We start from the raw sequence: 20631 nt of genomic DNA, 5'->3' as shown, positions 1-20631 counted from the left end.
CATGTCAACAGGGTTCGAATTGTCACATCTACGCTTTGGGGGTTTTTAACCCGGCCTTCCCCCGTTACATGATACGGGACCAAACAGACGGAGACATCATGGTTTTCTGGGCACTCACCGGCGCAATTGTACTGGCCGCTGTTCTCATCCTGTCACGACAGATCCTGCGCCGTAGTCCCGAAGGTGCCGGATCGGAAATCACCTCGGACATGCAGATCTATCGTGACCAGTTGAAAGAACTGGACCGGGATCTGGAACGGGGGACGGTTGGCAAGGAGGAGGCAGACCGCACCCGTCTGGAAATCTCGCGGCGCCTGTTGGATGCCGACCGTCAGGCGCAGGCCCGTGTGCGGGCAACCGATGCCCCAGAGGGCGCAACCCGTCTGACCATGGGGCTTGCTGCGGTGGCGCTGATTGCAGGCAGTTTTGGCCTTTATTGGGTGCTGGGCAGCCCCGGCGCCGAGGATCTTGGCCTTAAAAAGCGCATCGCAAAAGCAGAAGAGCTTCGCGTGGCACGCCCGTCACAGGCTGAAATCGAAGCCGAACGCCCCGAATGGCCCGGCCCCCCTGAAGGCACCCCTGACGATTACATCACACTTGTCGACAGCCTGCGCGCCAAGATGCAGGAAACCCCGGATGATCCCCGTGGGCTGGACCTTCTCGTGCAGCATGAAACAAATATGGGCAACTTCATCGCAGCCCGCACCGCGATGGATCGCCTGATGGAGATCAAGGGGGCCGAGGCCAGCTCGGACGATTATGCCCGTCAGGCGGATGTCATGATCATGACCGCCGGCGGCTTTGTTTCGCCCGAAGCCGAAGAGGCGCTGCGCGTGGCGCTGATCAAAGATGCCTCAAACCCGGTGGCCCGCTATTATACCGGATTGATGTTTGCCCAGAACTCACGCCCGGATCTGGCTTTCCGCCTGTGGCGCGCTCTTTTGGAAGAAGGTCCGGATGGCGCCCCCTGGATCACCCCAATCCGCACGCAGATCGAAGGGCTGGCACAGATGGCGGGTGAAAACTTCACCCTTCCGCCGCGCGCCCCCAAGGCAACCGCCCCCCTTCCGTCGACGGAACCCGACGGGTTGGCCGGTCCTTCAGCCGAAGACATGGCCGCCGCCGCAGAGCTGAGTGACGAGGACCGTCAGGATATGATCCGGGGCATGGTGGACCAACTGTCCGAACGCCTTGCCACCGAAGGGGGCACACCTGCGGAATGGGCCCGACTGATCACCGTTCTGGGCGTGTTGGGGGACACCGAACGGGCTGCGGCCATTTGGGGCGAAGCCCAGGAAACCTTTGCGGGCACGGGCGATGCGTTTGAAATGGTCAAACAGGCTGCCATTCAGGCCGGGGTGGCAGAGTGACCCCGGCTGTGATCCATGAGGATATTGCGGATTTCGCGGCAGCTCTCTCACCGATGACGGCCCTGGCGGGGCTGGACCTCGGCACCAAAACCATCGGGGTTGCGGTGTCCGACGGGTTTCGCCAGGTTGCCACCCCTTTGGAAACCATCAAACGGAAGAAATTCACACTGGACGCGGCGCGTATTCTTGAGATTGCCACCGAGCGGCAGCTGGGCGGCATTGTCCTTGGCCTGCCCCGCAACATGGACGGCACCGAGGGGCCGCGTTGCCAATCCACACGCGCGTTTGCCAGAAATCTGGCCAAACTGACCGAGCTTCCCATCACCTTCTGGGATGAACGCCTGTCCACCGTGGCCGCCGAACGGGCCCTTCTGGAGGCGGATACGTCACGAAAGCGTCGCTCCGAGGTCATCGACCATGTCGCTGCCGGGTATATCCTGCAAGGAGTGCTGGATCGTATGAGGCATCTTTGATGGCGGATGACGGGAAAATCTGGGTGCGTGACGAGGTGGACAGCCCCTGCGTGAAAATCTGTGTAGTGCACCGCGACGCAGGCCTTTGCACCGGCTGCCTGCGCACTCTTGACGAAATCGCCAGCTGGTCATCCCTTCCGGCTGAAACCCGCCGCGAGATCATGGACACCCTCCCGGAACGCCGCTCGGAACTGACCAAACGTCGCGGTGGGCGGCGTGCGCGTCAACGGCGTGCCATGGGGTTGGACGAGTAACGCCCCCGCGCCGGGCTCACAGACCTAAAGCTTTGCGGTTTCTGTTCGGGCAAAAGGTGAGAGGCGCGACTGCGACCTCTTTCAAACGTGAAATCGCTCGCGTCTCTGCCCTTCCTTCCCCCTCGCCCTCACGGTTTTTACGGCAACGCGCCTTCGGACAAGGTCCTCAGGCCCAGCAGGGCGACGGCTCACTTTGTGAGCCTGAGGGGGCGCTGCCCCCTCGACCTTCGGTCTCACCCCCGGGATGTTTATGACCAGAAAATGACCCTACACGTCAGTTCACGAGATCGAAGATATTGGCATTGAGGGATACGCGGGGCGGCGCTCCTATTCGGCCCGCTCGGTCTCGGCTTCGATCTCTGCCGCACGCTGCTCTACCAGTTCCACGATATGCTCAACCATCTTCTCATTGTCGAGCTTGTGGTCCTGTTTGCCCGCGACATAGACCATTCCCGAACCAGCCCCGCCGCCGGTAAAGCCGACATCTGTCATCAACGCTTCTCCGGGACCGTTCACCACGCAACCGATGATCGAAAGGCTCATTGGGGTGTGAATATGGGCCAGCCGTTCTTCCAGCGTGGCGACAGTTTTGATCACGTCAAACCCCTGACGGGCACAGGACGGGCAGGAGATGATGTTCACACCGCGATGGCGCAGCCCCAGGGACTTCAGGATTTCAAAACCCACCTTCACCTCTTCCACCGGATCGGCAGACAGGCTGACCCGGATCGTGTCACCGATCCCGGCCCAGAGCAGGTTGCCAAGGCCGATGGCGGATTTGATGGTTCCCGAGACAAAGCCCCCTGCCTCGGTGATCCCAAGATGGATCGGGGCATCGGTCGCTTCGGCAATGCCATGATAGGCCGCTGCAGACAGGAACACATCGGAGGCTTTCACGCTGATTTTGTATTCGCGGAAGTCGTTGTCTTCCAGAATGCGGATGTGCTCCAGCCCGCTTTCCACCATCGCCTCGGGGCAAGGTTCGCCGTATTTTTCAAGCAGATGCTTTTCCAGGGATCCCGCGTTCACCCCGATACGGATCGAGCATCCGTGGTCCTTGGCAGCCTTGATAACCTCGCGCACACGTCCGGCATCCCCGATATTACCGGGATTGATCCGCAGGCAGGCCGCGCCCGCTTCTGCCGCTTCGATTGCGCGTTTGTAGTGAAAGTGGATATCCGCGACGATCGGAACCGGGCTTTCCCGGACAATCTCTTTCAGGGCGGTGGTGGAGCCCACATCCGGGCAGGAAATCCGCACGATATCGGCCCCGGCTTCGGCCGCTGCCAGCACCTGCCCCAGCGTGGCCTTCACGTCCGAGCTGTCCGTATTGGTCATGGTCTGGACCGCAATCGGCGCCCCCCCGCCAACAGGCACATTCCCCACCATGATCTGGCGCGAGGTGCGGCGTTCGATGTCACGCCAGGGGCGGATGGGATTATGGCTCATAACCGGACCTTTCCGATGATTTTCATGGGGCAAGAGATAACGTGCCGCAGGCGGTTGCACAAGCGCGAGGGGCGAGGATTGCGGCGAGAACGCGCAGACATCCGCACTCCGGCGCGTCATGTCCAACTGGTTGTAAAATGGGGGTTACTGCGTCGGAAGAAGCTCGGCCACATAGGTGGCCAGTGCCTGATCCTGCGACAGATCTGCCGCGGCAAAGCTTTCGGTGAGCTGGTCAGAGGACAGGGCGATATTCTTGACCACAGATCCGCTGGCCCCGGCCGGACCATAGGCCTGACCGTTCACCGCAAAATAGATACCACCTGCATTCCCGGTGCGCAGCACAGGGGCGCTTTCCGTTTTCGGCAGGACATAATGCTCGCCTGCATCCATCACTTTTTCGAAAATCACCGACCCGCTGGCCGATTGAATACGCACCCAGCTTGGACGCACGGCAACCAGCGCAACCTCGGGCGCGTCGGCGCCGAACACCTGCACGCCGGTCGGCAGGTCCGCGCTTGCCTCACCCGCAACGGCGGAAATCACATTCTGCGCCAGATCCGCAGCCTCAGACGGCTGGGCCACGGGGGGGGCAGATTGCGCCAGCTGAACGCCTGCCAAAACCCCCACATTGCGCGGGTTGAGCGTGGAAATCGGTGCGTCGCGCTGCGTCATCACGGGCACGTCAAGCGCCTGCGGACGGTAAAGCCGGTCCAATGCTTCGGCGGATGGCGGGGCCATGATGGTTCCCGCATCGGCCAGTTCAGGCCCATCTTCGAAAACGGGTAAATCGGCCAGAACCCCGGGCGATTGTTCCACCGGGGCAAAGTCAACCCGTTGAATTTCCTGCAAAACAGACCAGCCGGCGAAACCCAGCACGCCAACCAGAGCCGCCAGGGCAAAAACAGATCCGACCGCGCCGGGTTCGATCCGGGCAAAGACACTTTCGGTTTGGGGAACCCAAGTGGCATTGGGGTTGGCAAACGGTTCACCACTGTGTTTCGGGACGTTCGAGACACGCGCGGTTTGCTTGCTGGAGGCGGCTTCGGAAAGACCATGTGCGGTGGCAAAGCCGCTTTCTTCGCAGAACCGGGAAAACGCCCATTCCGGGTCCAGACCGAGATAGCGCGCGTAGGAACGCACATAGCCCGCGACGAACCCCTGAGTATCAAAGGCAGAGGCATCGGCGTTTTCGATTGCGGCGATATAGGTGGCTTTGATCTTGAGCTCACGCTGCACATCAAGCAGGGATTTGCCAAGCGTGGCGCGTTCTCCACGCATCACATCCCCTAAACGCATTTCGAAGGAGTCGAACCCGGTGGGTTCGGCTTCCCCTTCAACGCGCGTAGATGCCCAACGCCCGATCATTCAACTGCTCCTGCTTAACCTCGCCTGTCCCTAGCGAAGGGGGGCGATTCGATACACCGCCACCTCTCACGGACAAGTTACCATATACTCAATACATTTACAGCAGGTTGCTTACCTATGCGGAAAGCTCGGCGCGATTCAGCTCACAACGCGACCAAAGGCTGTCCATGGCGTTGACCAGCCCGTCCATCTCACCCGGGCCGTGGACCGGTGACGGGGTAAACCGCAGACGTTCGGTGCCACGCGGCACGGTGGGGAAGTTGATGGGCTGCACGTAAATACCGAACTCTTCCAGCAACATATCAGACAGTTGCTTGGTATGGACCGGATTGCCAACAATCACCGGAACGATATGCGACCCGTGGTCGATAATCGGCATGCCCAGCCCCTTGAGGCGGGTTTTCAGGATCCTGGCCTGGGTCTGGTGCTGCTCGCGCAGGGATTGATCTTCCTTGAGATGGGCAACCGACGCCGCCGCGGCAGCGGCCACTGCAGGCGGGATCGACGTCGAGAAGATGAAGCCCGGCGCATAAGAGCGCACAGCGTCGACCATTTTTGCTGATGCTGCGATATAGCCACCCATCACGCCATAGGCCTTGGCCAGGGTGCCGTTGATGATATCCAGCCGTCCCATCAGCCCGTCGCGCTCGGCAATCCCTGCCCCACGCGGGCCATACATGCCCACGGCATGCACTTCGTCAATATAGGTCAGCGCGCCGAACTCATCCGCCAGATCGCAGATCTCTTCAATCGGGCCGAAATCCCCGTCCATCGAGTAGATCGATTCAAAGGCAATCAGCTTGGGGGCTGCCGGATCATCCGCTTCCAGAAGTTCGCGCAGATGGGCCACGTCGTTATGACGGAAGATACGCTTGGCCCCGCCATTGCGGCGCACACCTTCAATCATCGAGGCGTGGTTCAGCGCGTCGGAATAAATGATCAGGCCGGGGAACAGTTTCGGCAGGGTCGAAAGCGTCGCGTCATTAGCAATATAGGCAGATGTGAACACCAGCGCGGCCTCTTTGCGGTGCAGGTCCGCCAATTCGGCTTCCAGACGTTTGTGATACACGGTGGTGCCCGAGATGTTACGGGTGCCGCCGGACCCGGCACCAGTGGCCTCGATGGCCTCATGCATGGCGGCCAGAACCTTGGGGTGCTGCCCCATGCCCAAATAGTCATTGCCACACCAGACCGTCACGGGCTTTTCGGTCCCATCCGGTTTTTGCCAGGTTGCATGGGGGAAATGGCCCTTGTGACGCTCAATCTCGATAAAGGTGCGATAGCGGCCTTCTTCGTGCAGGCGTTCAATAGCTTCATCGAGCTTTACGTTATAGTCCATGTTCCCCTCCGTCCCCTCCTGCGAGGGCCTGATCCGGTTGCGTGACGCGTTCATAGCATATTGCTAATGGAAAAACACATTCATCATCTTGATCTATGTTAGTCCCTCCGGCCCCGCCCCCTCACTTTTGGGTGATCACTGGCTGGAGATATGTTCGCGCTTTTGCCCTTTAAAAAACCTTCACATGCTATTTACATTGATCTGGCGCAAATGAAACCGGCTGAAACGCCGCAGCCGCGCCTGTTTGCGGCGTGGTTTTGTCTCTGATCGGAAACTTTTCTCCGCTGGACAGCAGACAGGTTGCTGATAGGCTCGCGCCAGAAACATGCGGCCCAGACGGCCCATTCCCGACATCAAGGAGCAACCAAATGACGCTTGAGCGCGTTCTAGAGCGAATCGATCAGGACCTTCCCGCCTCTGTAGAGCGGTTGATGGAGCTTCTGCGCATTCAATCGATTTCCACCGACCCCGCCTTCAAAGAGCATTGTGACAAAGCCGCCGATTGGCTGGTCGATGATCTGAAAACCATCGGTTTCGACGCTGCAAAACGTGTCACCCCCGGCCATCCGATGGTTGTGGGCCATGGCGGTTCAGGGGAGCGTCACCTGCTGTTTTACGGCCATTACGATGTGCAGCCGGTCGACCCGCTGGACAAATGGGACCACGATCCGTTTGCCCCCTTTGTCGAAGACACTCCGAATGGCAAAATCATCCGTGCCCGTGGCGCCTCGGACGACAAGGGCCAGTTGATGACCTTTATCGAAGCCTGCCGCGCCTGGAAAGCGGAGCATGGCACATTGCCGGCGAAACTGACCATCTTCTTTGAAGGTGAGGAAGAAAGCGGTTCGCCCTCTCTGGTGCCCTTCATGGAACAGAACCGGGACGAACTGACCGCGGATATCGCGCTGATCTGTGACACGTCCATGGTCAGCCCCGGCGTGCCGTCGATTGCAAGCCAGCTGCGCGGCATGCTGAAAGACGAGTTCACCCTGATTGGTCCCAAGCTTGACCTGCATTCCGGCCATTACGGCGGGCCGGGCCTGAACCCGCTTCGCGAAATGTCACGCATCATCGCCAGCTTTTATAATGAAGACACCGGGGCGGTTGCTGTGGACGGTTTCTATGAAGGCGTCACCGACACCCCGAGCCAACAGCTCGCGGCCTGGGAAAACTGCGGTTTTGACGAGAAAGACTATCTCGACAATGCCGGTTACACGATGAGCCACGGCGAGAAAGATCGGAGCTGCCTTGAGCAGCAATGGGCGCGGCCCACACTGGAAATCAACGGGATCTGGGGCGGCTATAATGGCGCCGGGTCGAAAACCGTGATCCCGTCTGAGGCCCATTGCAAACTGACCTGCCGCCTTGTGGGCGACATGGACCCCGACAGGTTGCGCGAGCGTATCCGCGCCCATGTCGAAGCGCAGCTGAAGCCCGACATGAAGGTGATCTGGGACAATGATCTGGAAGGATCACGCGCGCCCGTGATGGACATCACCCGCCCGGAGTTTTCCGCAGCTCAGAAAGGCCTGTCGGCGGAATGGGACCGCGAAGCGGTGTTCACCGGCATGGGCGGCTCCATCCCGATTGCGGGCTTCTTCAAATCCATTCTCGGCATGGAATCAATGCTGGTGGGCTTTGCCAATGATGATGACAAGATCCACTCGCCCAATGAAAAATATGACATGAAGAGCTTTCACAAGGGCATTCGATCCTGGGCAAGGATCCTGGCAGAACTCGCCTGAGCAACATCATGACAGCGAAAAGGGCCCCAAGGGGCCCTTTTTTTGACTTACGCTTGTTTGACTTACGCTTGCCGACCTGATCGCATGCGGATCACCTTGATGCCCAAAACCAGCCAAGGGGCGCCATGCATGAAAAGGTCAAAGATATCAATTGGCTTCACCAGATCCCCGGCCACCAGCATCCCCATTTTTTCCCACACATGCGGCGGGGCAAATGGTGCAAGCCCGATGGTCAGGCAAAAGATCAAAACAGTGCCGAACGGTATGTCATCAATCAGTTTCATCGGTGTGTGTCTCGGGCCTGAGTAAGGGAGCGGTCATGCACCAGTTTAGATATCTCGCCCAACGCATACCATGCGGTGCGTAGACGCGGCCATTCACACCGAACAGATCGGTTTCGACCGTGTGGCATCCTGCGAAGAAGGGGGAAAATGGCGCGGTTGACGGGGCTCGAACCCGCGACCCCCGGCGTGACAGGCCGGTACTCTAACCAACTGAGCTACAACCGCGCGTGAGGGGGTATTTAGGCCGAGTGCGATGGGGCGTCAATGAGAAAATGTGCAAAAGGGCGAAAGTTTTCGCTCTTTTCTCCAATGTGCCCCAAAGAGGTTTCCATGCAGGATCCCAACCTGCGAAAACCAAAAAACCCCACCAGATGGCGGGGCTTTTTCGGGTCACTTCGAAGGCAGCAGTGGCGCGGTTGACGGGGCTCGAACCCGCGACCCCCGGCGTGACAGGCCGGTACTCTAACCAACTGAGCTACAACCGCTTGCTGCCAGTCTTGCGACTGTTTGGGCGTTCTAATCCGGGGGGTCGGAACGGTCAAGCGGCAATTTGCCTTTTTTGTCATTTTTCCAAACGAACATGTCCAAGCTCTTGAGAAAGATGAAAAATCACCCCCTGCCCACCCGGCAGGCCAAGCATTTCCCCGACATTCATCCCCAACCAGCGCGCCCGCAGCACGCGTGACAGAATCCCATGGGTGAAAATGACGGACGGGCCGCGAAGATCTTTCAAAAACGCCTCCGCCCGGCATTCAAGCTCCTGCAGGGTTTCTCCGCCAGGAGACAGAAAGTGCCATGAGACCGGGTCCTCTTCTGCAAGCTGCGCGAGCTCAGGCCACTCCCGGCGAATCTCCGGCAGGGTTTTTCCTTCCCACCGACCAAAGGCCACTTCACACAAGCGTGCATCCTGACAGGCTTCGGGCAGGGATTGCGACACCTCCCCCAGGGCCAGAGCAGCGGTTGCGCGTGATCGCCCCTGTGGGCTGGTGAAATAGGAAAGATCCTGAGGCTGTGGCAATTGCTCCGCCAACAGGCGCCCCATTGCCACAGCCTGCCCGCGCCCATGCGAGGTCAGAGGGCTGTCCAGCCGCCCCTGATGACGCCCCGCAAGGTTCCATTCGGTCTGACCGTGGCGAATGACATAGATTTCCGGATAGTGAGGCATGATCTTCCCCTGCCGCCAACCTAAAACGTTTCGACTTTAACCAGAGACAGGGCAAAGTTGAAACACTGTCAGAGGTGTCAATGCCGTGGGCGTTTCGGAAGAAACATGTGTCTCATGTTTATCCCGAAACGCTTTACCGCATATCCACCCAGCAACCGGGGTGGCCTCATTCAAATGCCCTCAGACAAACACAAAATCATCTGATGTAAGGGCCAGACCTGCATCGTTTTCCAAGACAATCCGCCCACCATCATAAAAAATCACGCGGTTTCCGTTGTAATCAATGATGTTCAGAGTGCTGAAGCCGCCATTATGGCCTTCGATCTGGATACGATCCACGCCATCGGCAAAATCAGTTACACGATCCACGCCACCGCCGTTTGCAAAGATGAAGACATCCGCCCCCGCACCGCCGATATGCACATCATTGCCTGCGCCCCCGGCCAGGCGGTCATTGCCGGCACCGCCATCCAGCTGATCCTGGTCTGCGCCGCCCCAGAGCTTATCGCTCCAGATCCCGCCAAAAAGCTTATCCTTTCCAGCCCCACCAACCAGAATATCATCGCCATGAGCGCCATAAATCACGTCATCGCCATTGTCGCCGTTAAGAACGTCAGCGTCATCACCGCCCCAGATCTTGTCAGACCAATCGCCGCCAGAAATCCTGTCTTTGCCGGCACCGCCTACGATCGCATCATCCCCGCCACCGCCATAAATGGTATCAGCGCCAGTTCCACCGTTCAAAACATCGCGGTCCTCACCACCCCAGATCCGGTCATTCCAAATTCCGCCATAGATCAGGTCTTTGCCAGCGCCGCCTACGATGACGTCATTTCCGCTCTCCCCCTTGATGGTGTCGGCGCCGTCTCCTCCGTTTAAGATGTCATGGCCTTCGCCCCCCCAGATCCGGTCAGACCACGCGCCGCCCCAAATACGGTCGCTGCCATTTCCGCCGTAGACAAAGTCATCACCGCCACCAGCATCAATCTTATCGTTGCCGGAGCCTCCGACCACCACATCGCCCGAATTGGAGCCGCGAACATCATCATCGCCCGCCCCTGCATCCAAACGATTGTCCGTGTCCGACATGACCAGCACATCGTTGCCAGCAAAGTCATATCCATAAAAGGCGAGCTGCGGTTCCCCATATTGCGACCCGTCATGGGTTGAGTAGGTCGCGGCAATAACCACATCCCCGTTTGCATCAACGCCAGCAGAAACCATACTGAACAGAACCGAAGTCATCCCGGCATTATCAATGCTCAGATCAATTATGGACCCATTTTGGGTAAAGTCCGCATTGATCAACTGGCCCCACCGCTGCCCGTAATCATCGTAGACAACCAGAAACTGACCATAGGGCAATGACACCACATCCGGTGTTCCGGCGTATCCTCCTGGACTGGGCGATTCAATCGCGACCACTCTATTCGTGAATTCAAAGGTGTTCTGATCCATTGAGAACAGTGAAACCCCTTCATAGGAGACATTCACACTGCTTGGCGTCCACTCTTCCACAATTACATCTAAGGTTCGATAGATCAGCTGACCACTTGTCGAAAATGCCGCGAAATCATCCACGGTTGGCGCCTCAAACGGATCTTCCCAATCGGGGGGAAGGAGGTTTGAGGGGTCAACGTCGCGGACCAGGCGCGGCAGGCCCGTTTCGGTCGTCTCCAACACGTCAAAATCACTTGAAAAATACACTGTTTCGCCGTTGGAATGCGAAATGATGGTATGAATTTCATCAAGAAATTGACTGTTGTCTTCTGAAATCAGTCGAGGGGCGCCAACAGCGTTCCCCAATAGGTCGTATGCAACAAGATATTCCCTGTATACCCCGTTGTAGGTCTGCCAGCCCTGCTCACTGGTATAGGTGTCCAATTGCCGGACATCGAAGGAAACCAGGATCTGCCCAGTTTGCGGATCGACGTGAAATGAAACGCTGTCCACGAAAAACTCGCGCCAGATATCTCGGCCATATTCATCTATGGCAGCGGAACTGCTTGTGAACTCCTCTGGGGTGTCCACGGCATTTGGGGTGCCGATTGTGTTGCCCACACTGTCATAGCGCGTAATCCGGGTACCGTTTCCATCGTCATATATGGTGAAAAATCCGCCATCATCCCCGGCAAAAACAGGAAAGTCACCTAGCGGGCCGCTGGGGGAGTTCGGATCATGCAGATAAAACTCTTCACTGATGCGCTCTCCGGTGTTTGAAAAAATAGCAGCCTTTCGTCGCCAGCCCGACGTGTCGTCAAACGGAGCACCAGAGTCATCATAGGGATCACTATCCGCCCAGCTTACCAATATGTTCCCATTGCTCAGCGTAACAAGCTGGCTCGCATATTGATGCCAATTTGAGTCCAAGTTTACATCAATGGTCTGAGTTGGGACTGTAATCATTATGAACGCCTATGAATATGCTCGAAATTAGAATGCCCCACCCTTGCAGCAGGCGCTTCTTTTTTTCAAGCCCTTCTTGTCACAGACATGTTGCACAGGCTTTCATACAGGCACGCGGGCGCGTTCCTGATTTCAGCCAGAATTGATTTTAGCGGATGCCGCATCGTTTTCGCATCAGATGAAACGTGGGTAAATAGCGAGCAGCCCCCCAAATTTACCTGCTGCCCAACGCGATCCGTAGGGTGAAAATCAGCTATGGGTCCAGATCTGGACGAAGCGTCTGCCCTTGCCCGCCACGACCCAACCCGTTTCCAACCTTGAAACGCGCGCGCCCCTGCGGTGCAGGAGTGTTCTTTCAAATCAATGGGAAGCGGAATGGTGGGTCGTGAGAGGCTCGAACTCCCGACATCTTCGGTGTAAACGAAGCGCTCTACCAACTGAGCTAACGACCCGTTCCGTGGGTGGTGATTTAAAGTGAGGCGAGAGAGAGCGCAAGAGGAAATTTCAGTTTTCCTCAAAAAAATATTTCCCGCCTCACCCAGGCTAACCCACTGAAGTTTCGCAAATATTTTGCAATACCCAACCATACTGACGGGGAAACTGGTCCCGCGTCATATCATCCAGCGCGCATGGTGGAAAATGGTGGGTGATAAGAGATTTGAACTCCTGACATCTTCGATGTGAACGAAGCGCTCTACCACTGAGCTAATCACCCAACGAGGGGCTATTTACCGTCACTCGGCTGCAGGCGCAAGAGGGTCAATGTCAGAATTTTCATCCTTTTTACGGCGCAGCTTGCAGATCAGAACATCCGCCTTCCCGACATCTTTGCTACGCTTGACCTGCATCTTTCCAAGCCCCGGCAGCTTCAGTTCTTCACTGTTTGAAAGTGCCAGCCCCAGTTCCTCAAGCACCGCTTCGGTCACCGCACGCACCTGATTGGGGCGCAGCTCAGCACGTTTTGCCACCCGGCGCACCAGTTCTTTCTTATTAACCCCTTTCGCCACAATGGACCGCGTGACACCGGACACCTGTGTGGGTGTGGTTGCCGCAGGGGCATCTACAACTGCGCTGCGCGTCGAGGTGGCTACCTTTTTCACCGCAGCATCCAGGGCGGGGTCAGATGCAACAACCGGGCTTGCAGGTTTTGGGCTTGTCTTCGATGTCTTTGTCACCTTCGTCACCTTTGCAGCGGGTGCTTTGGTGGTGCGGGTGGTTTTTTTCGACTTTGTCGCCATTGTTCTGCTCGGCTCATGATTGTTTCTGATTGGGAATAAGTTAGTGCAAAAACATTAACAAATCCAGTTCCAAGCATTTTTAGAGCAAAAATTAAAGTGGCGCGCCCAAACCGGGCGCGCCACTGAAAAGGTGTCACATGCACATAAAGCGGATGGGCCCCTGCCCGTCCAGATCAATGCGCGGTCTGGCTGGTGCTGCCCGGTTTGCTGGCAAGCGCGGCGGCGGCCTCTTCCGCGGCTTCATCCCATTCCACCGGTTCCGGTGTCCGGGTCAAAGCCAGTTTCAGAACATCCGACACGTGGTTTACCGGGATAATTGCCAGACCATCCTTCACGCTATCCGGCAAATCCGGCAGGTCCTTTTCGTTCTCCTCGGGGATCAGAACCGTCTTGATCCCGCCACGCAGCGCCGCCAGCAGCTTTTCTTTCAAACCACCAATGGCCAGCGCATTGCCGCGCAGACTGACCTCTCCGGTCATGGCAATGTCCTTGCGCACCGGAATGCCGGTCAGCACCGAGACAATTGACGTGACCATGGCCAGACCCGCCGAAGGACCATCCTTTGGCGTGGCCCCATCGGGCACGTGCACGTGGATGTCCCATTTTTCAAATTGCGGCGGTTTCACCCCGATTTCGGGAGCGATGGAACGCACATAGGACGAGGCCGCATCAATCGACTCTTTCATCACGTCGCCCAGTTTCCCGGTGGTTTTCATCCGACCTTTGCCCGGCAGACGCAGGGCTTCGATCGACAGAAGGTCGCCACCAACCGAGGTATAAGCCAGCCCGGTCACGACACCGACCTGATCTTCCTTCTCGGCCAGACCATAGCGATGGCGCCGCACCCCAAGCAGGTCAGACAATGCCTCAGGGGTCACATCCACCGCTTCAACCTCACGCTTCACGATTTTGGTAACCGCCTTGCGGGCCAGTTTGCCAATCTCGCGCTTCAGGTTCCGAACGCCCGCCTCGCGGGTGTAATAGCGGATCACATCACTCAGGGCATCATCGGTCAGCGAGAACTCTTTCGCCTTCAGCCCATGATCCTTGATCTGCTGCGGCACCAGATGCTGGCGTGCAATCTCAAGCTTTTCTTCCTCGGTATAGCCCGACAGCGGGATGATCTCCATCCGGTCCAGAAGCGGGCCCGGCATGTTGTAGCTGTTGGCCGTGGTCAGGAACATCACATCCGACAGGTCATATTCGACCTCGAGATAGTGATCGACAAAAGTCGAGTTCTGTTCCGGGTCCAGCACTTCCAGCATCGCAGACGCGGGATCACCCCGGAAATCCTGCCCCATCTTGTCAATTTCATCGAGCAAGATCAGCGGATTGGTGGTTTTCGCCTTTTTCAGCGCCTGGATAATCTTGCCCGGCATGGACCCGATATAGGTCCGGCGGTGACCGCGAATTTCGCTTTCATCCCGCACGCCGCCCAGCGAGATGCGAATGAACTCGCGCCCCGTGGCCTTGGCAACCGATTTGCCAAGGGAGGTTTTCCCCACACCCGGCGGGCCAACAAGGCACATGATCGGGCCTTTCAGCTTTTTCGAACGTTGCTGCACGGCCAGATATTCGACAATGCGTTCCTTGACCTTCTCCAGCCCGTAATGGTCCTTATCCAGAACCTTCTGGGCATTGTTCAGGTCTTTTTTCACGCGGGATCTCTTGCCCCACGGCAGACCCAGCATCCAGTCGAGATAGTTGCGCACCACGGTGGCTTCGGCCGACATGGGCGACATGTTCTTGAGCTTTTTCAGCTCGGCATCCGCCTTTTCGCGGGCTTCTTTCGAGAGCTTGGTGTCGGCGATTTTCTCTTCGAGTTCCGTCAGTTCGTTCTGACCTTCATCCCCATCACCCAGCTCCTTCTGAATGGCCTTCATCTGCTCATTCAGGTAATATTCACGCTGGGTGCGCTCCATCTGCGATTTCACGCGGGTCTTGATTTTCTTCTCAACCTGCAGGACGGACATTTCCCCCTGCATCAGCCCCATGACCTTTTCCAGCCGCTCAGACACGGTGAAGGTTTCAAGCAGGTCCTGTTTCTGATCCACATCCACGCCAAGATGACCCGCCACGAGGTCAGCCAGCTTGTCAGGTGTGCGGGTCTCGGCCACGGCGGCCAGCGCCTCTTCGGGGATGTTTTTCTTGATCTTGGCGTAGCGTTCGAAATCTTCGCCCACCGAGCGCAGCAAGGCTTCAAGCTCGTCGGGATCCCCCGGACGTTCTTCGATCAGCTCTGCCTCGGCTTCGAAATAATTGTCATTGTCGAGGAAGTCGGTGATCTTCACCCGTGCCTGCCCTTCGACCAGCACTTTCACAGTGCCGTCGGGCAGTTTCAGAAGCTGCAGCACATTGGCGAGCACCCCTACGGAATAGATGCCCTCGACCTCCGGCTCATCCACCGCGGGGTCGATCTGGCTCGACAGCAGGATCTGCTTGTCATCCGCCATCACCTCTTCCAGCGCGCGCACCGATTTCTCGCGCCCGACGAAAAGCGGCACGATCATATGCGGGAACACGACAATGTCGCGCAGCGGCAGCACCGGATAGGATTGGTTCAGTTGCTCGGTCATGGATAATCCTTGTTTTTGGCAAGGAGATCAGGCCCCGTAAGCGGCAGCCGCGACCCCCTCCTGTTCGCGTATATCACTTGGGCATTCAGCAACCCGGTTTCAAGCGCAGCAACCCTGGACTGGCCCTGGACTGGCCCTTACATCCAGCCCCTACGCGCTGTCCCAAACCATGCCTGTGCCGGGCGGAAGGTGCAAGGGGCCAATCCCGGTGAGAGGGCGGAAAACCGCATGGTTTTAAGGGACGGCAAACGCCCGTCCGGTTTCCTGCCCGGCGAGATCGCGTTGCCCTTGCGCATCGCTTGAGGGTTTAACCACGTTTTTTTCACAAACGCGCCGCAATATGGTGATTCTCCTGCTTAAAATATCTTCCGACATGAATTCGGAGATTTCAGGATGCTCAAATTTCTCAAGCGATCACCGCAGAAGACCGATCCTGCGCCAGCGAAACCTCCTTCCGCCCCGCAGATGCCCACCCCGTTGCTGACTGCGGAAATGATGCACCGCCTTATCCGCAACCTCGCGCGTGAGGGCCATTTTCAGGGCAGCTTTGCCATTTTCCCGGACTATCTCGTTGAAAAAACAGGGGAAGATCAGGAAAACGTGACCCATGCCAGTTTTCTGGCTGGTGGTCACCTCGATCCGACGAGGGTGGCCATCTCTTTCGCGGGAATCACCGGGCCGCACCTTGCCAGCCTCGCAATCGACGTGGTGATGGACGATCTGTTTGAACTGATCCCCAAATGGCACAGCAGCGATGAGAACACGGTTTCAACCCGCCTGCCCTTTGGCCCGCCGGGGCATTGGATGCAGATCGACTGTGTCACCGAACCGGTTGATCCGTGGAGCACCGGGCAGATATGTGACGGGTCCACCCTTCGGATCTCGCTGATCGAAGAAGGGTGACCCCCCGGGACTGCTTCCCCCCGGAACTGCTTACAACGGCGCAATGTCCCCCTGGGCCCGCTGCGCATGGAACTCGGCCTCCCAGGCGTCGAACCGCCCTTCGGAAATCGCATCACGCATCCCCTGCATGATCTCCTGGAAGTAATGCAGGTTATGCCAGGTCAGCAGCATCCCCGAGATCATTTCGTTCGAGCGGAACACATGATGCAGATAGGCGCGCGAATAATTGCGACAGGCCGGGCATGTGCAGCTCTCATCCACTGGGCGCGGATCATCTGCATGGCGGGCATTCTTGATGTTCAGAACGCCATGGCGGGTCCAGACCTGCCCGGTGCGCCCTGATCGCGAGGGCAGCACGCAATCCATCATGTCCACACCACGCTTCACGGCCCCGACAATGTCGTCCGGCTTGCCAACCCCCATCAGGTAGCGCGGCTTGTCTTCGGGCAGGAACCCCGGCGCAAATTCAAGGCAGTCAAACATTGCCTCCTGCCCCTCACCCACCGCGAGACCGCCAATCGCGTAGCCATCAAAGCCGATATCAATCAGCGCCTTGGCCGATTCCTCACGAAAGTCCTTTTCAAGCCCGCCCTGCATGATGCCAAACAGCGCATGTCCCGAACGGTCGCCAAAGGCCTCGCGCGACCGCTCCGCCCAGCGCATCGACAGGCGCATGCTTTCGGCAATGCGTTTGCGATCCGCAGGCAATGCGGGGCATTCGTCGAAACACATGACAATGTCAGATCCCAACAGGCGCTGGATCTCCATCGAACGTTCCGGGGTCAGCTCATGCTTGGAACCGTCGATATGCGAGCGGAAAGTCACGCCCTTTTCCGTCAGCTTGCGCAGGGACGAGAGGCTCATCACCTGGAACCCGCCGCTGTCGGTCAGGATCGGCTTCGACCAGTTCATGAATTTGTGCAGACCGCCCAGCGCGTGAATACGTTCCGCAGTGGGGCGCAGCATCAGGTGATAAGTGTTGCCCAGCAGGATATCCGCCCCGGTCGCCGCCACGCTTTCCGGCATCATCGCCTTGACGGTGGCCGCGGTGCCCACGGGCATGAAGGCAGGCGTGCGGATCTCTCCGCGCGGGGTAGAGATCACCCCGGTGCGGGCGCGCCCATCGGTGGCTTTGAGGGTATAGCTGAATGTGGTCGTATCCTGTGTCATATCCCCCGAATGTCGCAATTGTCGGAAAATGCCAAGGGGGGAATCGCGCCTGAGGACGGTTCTCCGCCCGGTTTGGCGCGGTTCCCGAGCGTTTCGGGCGGGTTTGATCTGTATCATGGGCAATTTCCGCCCCCTGCGGCATTGGTCCTCTGGACCTCGGAGCATGTAATCCTTATATGTTCGCTCAGGAATAAAACGGGACTTTCCAGATGACCATGGAATCGCAAGACCAGCTCGAAGGTGAGCCACTGATCAAACCCTCCTCAACCGAGCATCCGCTATATGATGATGTGGTTGAGGCCTGCCGCACGGTGTTCGACCCGGAAATCCCGGTCAACATCTATGACCTTGGCCTGATCTATACGATCGAGATCAACGCGCAGAACGAGGTGGATATCATCATGACGCTCACCGCGCCGGGCTGCCCGGTGGCAGGTGACATGCCGGGCTGGATCATCGAAGCGATTGAACCGGTGGCAGGTGTGAAGCAGGTCAATGTGGACCTGACATGGGAGCCGCCCTGGGGCATGGAGATGATGTCGGACGAGGCACGTCTGGAGCTTGGCTTCATGTAAGCCGCTCCCCCGAATGGATTGCAAAAGGCAGGCCCAGCGCCCCAGCCCCTGACGGTAAATGTTGAAATAAAGACTTCGGTTGGCCACAAAGTGGCCAATCTACCCCTTAGAAACCCTCTTGAACGGCCCCTTTGGGGGGATTTTGAAGGGTTTCCACATGAACGACTTCTCGAAGATATCTTCGACAGACCTCGGGCTTGAACGCCGACTGCCTCTCCCCTTCGAGGGGGTTGATGTCAATTTCTGCCGGAACCCGCAGTGTTCAGGGTTGGGACTTTTCCCAGCCCCCTACAAACGGCCCTTGGGTAGCCCAGCGGCACCGCCCGGAGCAATTCGTGGTGTGGTTGCTGGCAGTCGTCACAGTGAGTTTTTCACTTGTCCGACATGCAGCACCAATCACCGCCTAAAAAACAACAAGGCGATTGTCGAAAAATACAACAGACTCAAGGATTTGCAACAGGTCGATCCGATTGCACCTGGATGCAGGAATCCCAAGTGCGAGAACCTGGGGAAATCACTGGCGACGCACCCGGATCAATATCGTAGTTTCGGAAAGACTGCTGGCGGTGACCCCAGACATCAATGCAAAGGCAGCAAGAAGACCTTTTCCATCGGTCGGGCAACGCGACGCCAGAAGCGCAGTGCCAAGAACCCTCTTCTCTATCGCATGATGGTCAATGGCGTGCCATTCCTGAAGATCTGCTCCATCGCTCAGGTGTCTTATCACGACATCTACCGGAAAATTGACTTCATCTACGATCAAGTCCGCGCCTTCCGGGCTGAGCGGGAGGTCTTCGATGGCATCGACTGGATGAAAGTCGGTTCTCGCTTCGCAACAGACTCCCAATCTCTCAAGATGAACTGGCCCACCAAACGGGAGCGCACCCAGATCATCGTTCAGCATCTTTGCACCGCCCATGCCCGGAGCGGTTTCATCATGGAGGCTGCCCTGCAATTTGACGACAAGGCCAGTCATGACAAGGTCGAAGCCAAGATGGCGCTGGCCGGCGATGACCTGCTGTCGAAGTGCTTCCGGGAACATGGCAGGCTTTGGTCCAAGACCGAATTTGAAGATTACATTTCCAAGCTCCAAAAACAGAAGCGGATCAAGGAAGAAGAACTCTACCAGCTACCGCACAGCGGGGCTCTGGTGCGCTACGACATCATGCAGTTTGCACATGCCCTACGCCTTCGAGACATGATCGGAGATGCGGAGGGCAAGTTCGTGTTCGTAACGGATGGTGATGCCGGGCTGAAGGCTGCGTTTTGTGCGGGGATGGCGGATTAGATCAAGCGGGACAGAGCTGATATCGCCCTGGTGTTCTTCAACAAGAAGATGAATAACGACCTGCGGAATGCCGCCTGGTCAGTTGGGCGAAGCATCCTGGCTGGTCAATCGGGGCTCAGCGTCTCGCAGATCAACAAGCTCTCTGATGAGAACTATGCCGACCTGGTAGATACCGAAATTGCTGCATCAATCATCGGCCAGGATCTCAGGATGGGGTTCCAATGGCCATACCACACCAAATCAGAGCCAGATCGGCGCATAGAGCTCCTTACAGACCGCCCTGGGCGGGATTATAGAGCTACTGCCCAGCTGCTGCGTTTGGCCACCCTCCGCAGCGTAGATTCCTATTTCAATAAGTTCCGGAGCAACATCCGGTTCGCAGCCAGGCCGCAGGTCTCGGAATCCAACGCCCGAAAGGCCTGGGACAAGTATTATCTCTACAAACCCGAGATCATGGTGAAGCTGACCGACATCTACCGCTTCCACCACAATTGGGTTGGATACGGCTCAAAAGAAACGCCCGCGATGAAGCTTGGGCTTGCACGCGGGCGTATTTATGAACGGGATTTTCTGTAACGGAAAGCTTCAGGCGTTCTCAATTTTCTGCCTGAACAGATAGGATTGCAGGGCCTTCAGGCCTGCTCCCTTCTTTTCTTGAAAGACAACAAAGTTACCGTCCTTGAACTTTGCGGCAAAGACCACATTCTTCCGTCTGCGTCCTCCAACAGCTGCCCCAGCAATCAGACCCAGACCACCAGTGAGAACTCCTCCTGCGATAGCGAATGCTGCGGCGCCACCTGCGGACCTGTAATTTTCTTCATCAAGCTCCATGATGGTCTCGATGTCATCAGGGTAGTAGGTGATGGTTCGAAAGCCCTTGTAGCAGTCGATGAAAAAAGGCTTTTTCCAAGAGGCTCCAAGCCGAACCCCACCAATACCTTTTGAAGCTTCAAGCAGTTTTGTCACGACAATTCCTTCCAAGCTGATTACCCCTTGGAAATAGGCCGCAAGCCTCAAATAGAGAAAGAGCG

Annotated in this window: 18 protein-coding genes, 4 tRNA genes and 1 pseudogene; 8 read left to right on the top strand and 15 right to left on the bottom strand. The window is 57.5% G+C overall.

Annotation, left to right across the window (positions count from 1 at the left end):
* Positions 1-98: 98 nt before the first annotated feature.
* The 3 genes from ccmI to XMD517_RS01685 are packed head-to-tail and all read left to right on the top strand — an operon-like array spanning position 99 to position 2097.
* Complete coding sequence (gene ccmI, locus XMD517_RS01695; RefSeq protein ID WP_173487308.1) at positions 99-1370, top strand: c-type cytochrome biogenesis protein CcmI; 1272 nt, start codon at positions 99-101, stop codon at positions 1368-1370.
* Positions 1371-1423: 53 nt separating this feature from the next.
* Positions 1424-1843 (top strand): Holliday junction resolvase RuvX, encoded by a 420-nt coding sequence (gene ruvX / locus XMD517_RS01690; protein ID WP_217360528.1) that lies wholly within the window; start codon positions 1424-1426, stop codon positions 1841-1843.
* The gene (locus XMD517_RS01685; protein ID WP_055192690.1) at positions 1843-2097 is read left to right on the top strand and encodes a DUF1289 domain-containing protein; all 255 of its coding nucleotides are present in this window, start codon (positions 1843-1845) and stop codon (positions 2095-2097) included. Before ruvX ends, XMD517_RS01685 begins: the two co-directional genes overlap by 1 nt.
* Positions 2098-2424: 327 nt before the next feature.
* Here XMD517_RS01685 and ispG read toward each other — a convergent pair whose 3' ends face one another.
* The 4 genes and pseudogenes from ispG to hemA form a co-directional block, all read right to left on the bottom strand.
* The gene (gene ispG, locus XMD517_RS01680; protein WP_173487390.1) at positions 2425-3546 is read right to left on the bottom strand and encodes a flavodoxin-dependent (E)-4-hydroxy-3-methylbut-2-enyl-diphosphate synthase; all 1122 of its coding nucleotides are present in this window, start codon (positions 3544-3546) and stop codon (positions 2425-2427) included.
* Positions 3547-3690: 144 nt separating this feature from the next.
* Positions 3691-4686, bottom strand: coding sequence for a DUF4115 domain-containing protein (locus XMD517_RS01675; protein ID WP_371734186.1), 996 nt, complete (start codon positions 4684-4686; stop codon positions 3691-3693).
* Positions 4660-4824, bottom strand: a pseudogene (locus tag XMD517_RS15825) (helix-turn-helix domain-containing protein); the annotation flags it as partial. The gene XMD517_RS01675 and the pseudogene XMD517_RS15825, both read right to left, overlap by 27 nt.
* Before the next feature lie 202 nt (positions 4825-5026).
* The gene (gene hemA, locus XMD517_RS01670; protein WP_055191374.1) at positions 5027-6250 is read right to left on the bottom strand and encodes a 5-aminolevulinate synthase; all 1224 of its coding nucleotides are present in this window, start codon (positions 6248-6250) and stop codon (positions 5027-5029) included.
* A gap of 368 nt (positions 6251-6618) precedes the next feature.
* On the opposite strand from hemA, the gene XMD517_RS01665 reads away from it, so the two are divergent.
* Positions 6619-7995 (top strand): M20/M25/M40 family metallo-hydrolase, encoded by a 1377-nt coding sequence (locus tag XMD517_RS01665; protein ID WP_173487310.1) that lies wholly within the window; start codon positions 6619-6621, stop codon positions 7993-7995.
* A 62-nt stretch (positions 7996-8057) separates the two neighbouring features.
* Here the strand turns inward: XMD517_RS01665 and XMD517_RS01660 are convergent, their stop codons facing one another.
* From XMD517_RS01660 to lon, 9 genes are all read right to left on the bottom strand, one after another.
* Positions 8058-8279, bottom strand: a complete 222-nt coding sequence (locus XMD517_RS01660) for a hypothetical protein (protein ID WP_055191368.1) — start codon at positions 8277-8279, stop codon at positions 8058-8060.
* Positions 8280-8427: 148 nt separating this feature from the next.
* Positions 8428-8504, bottom strand: a tRNA-Asp gene (locus XMD517_RS01655).
* A gap of 183 nt (positions 8505-8687) precedes the next feature.
* A tRNA-Asp gene (locus tag XMD517_RS01650) sits at positions 8688-8764 on the bottom strand.
* Positions 8765-8841: 77 nt separating this feature from the next.
* Positions 8842-9444, bottom strand: coding sequence for a histidine phosphatase family protein (locus XMD517_RS01645; protein ID WP_173487311.1), 603 nt, complete (start codon positions 9442-9444; stop codon positions 8842-8844).
* A gap of 180 nt (positions 9445-9624) precedes the next feature.
* Positions 9625-11850, bottom strand: coding sequence for a calcium-binding protein (locus tag XMD517_RS01640; protein ID WP_173487312.1), 2226 nt, complete (start codon positions 11848-11850; stop codon positions 9625-9627).
* A gap of 376 nt (positions 11851-12226) precedes the next feature.
* Positions 12227-12302 (bottom strand) — tRNA-Val (locus XMD517_RS01635).
* Positions 12303-12490: 188 nt separating this feature from the next.
* Positions 12491-12565 (bottom strand) — tRNA-Val (locus XMD517_RS01630).
* Positions 12566-12584: 19 nt separating this feature from the next.
* Positions 12585-13025 carry an HU family DNA-binding protein gene (locus XMD517_RS01625; RefSeq protein WP_173487313.1) on the bottom strand — a complete coding sequence of 147 codons (441 nt, stop codon included), beginning with the start codon at positions 13023-13025 and terminating at the stop codon, positions 12585-12587.
* Positions 13026-13261: 236 nt separating this feature from the next.
* Positions 13262-15664, bottom strand: coding sequence for an endopeptidase La (lon, locus tag XMD517_RS01620; RefSeq protein WP_173487314.1), 2403 nt, complete (start codon positions 15662-15664; stop codon positions 13262-13264).
* Between the two features lie 393 nt (positions 15665-16057).
* On the opposite strand from lon, the gene XMD517_RS01615 reads away from it, so the two are divergent.
* Positions 16058-16567 carry a hypothetical protein gene (locus tag XMD517_RS01615; RefSeq protein WP_173488075.1) on the top strand — a complete coding sequence of 170 codons (510 nt, stop codon included), beginning with the start codon at positions 16058-16060 and terminating at the stop codon, positions 16565-16567.
* Between the two features lie 30 nt (positions 16568-16597).
* Here the strand turns inward: XMD517_RS01615 and tgt are convergent, their stop codons facing one another.
* Positions 16598-17737 carry a tRNA guanosine(34) transglycosylase Tgt gene (gene tgt / locus XMD517_RS01610; RefSeq protein WP_173487317.1) on the bottom strand — a complete coding sequence of 380 codons (1140 nt, stop codon included), beginning with the start codon at positions 17735-17737 and terminating at the stop codon, positions 16598-16600.
* Between the two features lie 209 nt (positions 17738-17946).
* On the opposite strand from tgt, the gene XMD517_RS01605 reads away from it, so the two are divergent.
* The 3 genes from XMD517_RS01605 to XMD517_RS01595 all read left to right on the top strand — a co-directional run bounded on the left by XMD517_RS01605 (position 17947) and on the right by XMD517_RS01595 (position 20176).
* Positions 17947-18312 (top strand): SUF system Fe-S cluster assembly protein, encoded by a 366-nt coding sequence (locus XMD517_RS01605; protein WP_055189145.1) that lies wholly within the window; start codon positions 17947-17949, stop codon positions 18310-18312.
* A gap of 157 nt (positions 18313-18469) precedes the next feature.
* The gene (locus XMD517_RS01600) at positions 18470-19600 is read left to right on the top strand and encodes a hypothetical protein (RefSeq protein ID WP_173487318.1); all 1131 of its coding nucleotides are present in this window, start codon (positions 18470-18472) and stop codon (positions 19598-19600) included.
* A gap of 48 nt (positions 19601-19648) precedes the next feature.
* Positions 19649-20176, top strand: a complete 528-nt coding sequence (locus XMD517_RS01595; RefSeq protein WP_173488076.1) for a hypothetical protein — start codon at positions 19649-19651, stop codon at positions 20174-20176.
* A gap of 9 nt (positions 20177-20185) precedes the next feature.
* On the opposite strand, the gene XMD517_RS01590 is transcribed toward XMD517_RS01595, so the two are convergent.
* Positions 20186-20566: a hypothetical protein gene (locus XMD517_RS01590; RefSeq protein ID WP_173487320.1), complete on the bottom strand. Its 381-nt coding sequence runs from the start codon at positions 20564-20566 to the stop codon at positions 20186-20188.
* Between the last annotated feature and the right edge of the window lie 65 nt (positions 20567-20631).

The sequence above is a fragment of the Aliiroseovarius sp. xm-d-517 genome (assembly GCF_013283135.1).
Lineage (GTDB): Bacteria > Pseudomonadota > Alphaproteobacteria > Rhodobacterales > Rhodobacteraceae > Aliiroseovarius > Aliiroseovarius crassostreae.
The sequence above is the reverse complement of the archived record's forward strand: the minus strand, read 5'-3'. Positions and strand labels throughout refer to the sequence as shown.

Coding starts and splice junctions, on each gene's coding strand:
- XMD517_RS01660 (WP_055191368.1), bottom strand. CDS start 8,279: ATGAAACTGATTGATGACATACCGTTCGGCACTGTTTTGATCTTTTGC.
- XMD517_RS01665 (WP_173487310.1), top strand. CDS start 6,619: ATGACGCTTGAGCGCGTTCTAGAGCGAATCGATCAGGACCTTCCCGCC.
- XMD517_RS01600 (WP_173487318.1), top strand. CDS start 18,470: ATGAACGACTTCTCGAAGATATCTTCGACAGACCTCGGGCTTGAACGC.
- ruvX (WP_217360528.1), top strand. CDS start 1,424: ATGACGGCCCTGGCGGGGCTGGACCTCGGCACCAAAACCATCGGGGTT.
- tgt (WP_173487317.1), bottom strand. CDS start 17,737: ATGACACAGGATACGACCACATTCAGCTATACCCTCAAAGCCACCGAT.
- XMD517_RS01685 (WP_055192690.1), top strand. CDS start 1,843: ATGGCGGATGACGGGAAAATCTGGGTGCGTGACGAGGTGGACAGCCCC.
- ccmI (WP_173487308.1), top strand. CDS start 99: ATGGTTTTCTGGGCACTCACCGGCGCAATTGTACTGGCCGCTGTTCTC.
- lon (WP_173487314.1), bottom strand. CDS start 15,664: ATGACCGAGCAACTGAACCAATCCTATCCGGTGCTGCCGCTGCGCGAC.
- XMD517_RS01605 (WP_055189145.1), top strand. CDS start 17,947: ATGACCATGGAATCGCAAGACCAGCTCGAAGGTGAGCCACTGATCAAA.
- XMD517_RS01615 (WP_173488075.1), top strand. CDS start 16,058: ATGCTCAAATTTCTCAAGCGATCACCGCAGAAGACCGATCCTGCGCCA.
- hemA (WP_055191374.1), bottom strand. CDS start 6,250: ATGGACTATAACGTAAAGCTCGATGAAGCTATTGAACGCCTGCACGAA.
- XMD517_RS01640 (WP_173487312.1), bottom strand. CDS start 11,850: ATGATTACAGTCCCAACTCAGACCATTGATGTAAACTTGGACTCAAAT.
- XMD517_RS01645 (WP_173487311.1), bottom strand. CDS start 9,444: ATGCCTCACTATCCGGAAATCTATGTCATTCGCCACGGTCAGACCGAA.
- XMD517_RS01595 (WP_173488076.1), top strand. CDS start 19,649: ATGAATAACGACCTGCGGAATGCCGCCTGGTCAGTTGGGCGAAGCATC.
- ispG (WP_173487390.1), bottom strand. CDS start 3,546: ATGAGCCATAATCCCATCCGCCCCTGGCGTGACATCGAACGCCGCACC.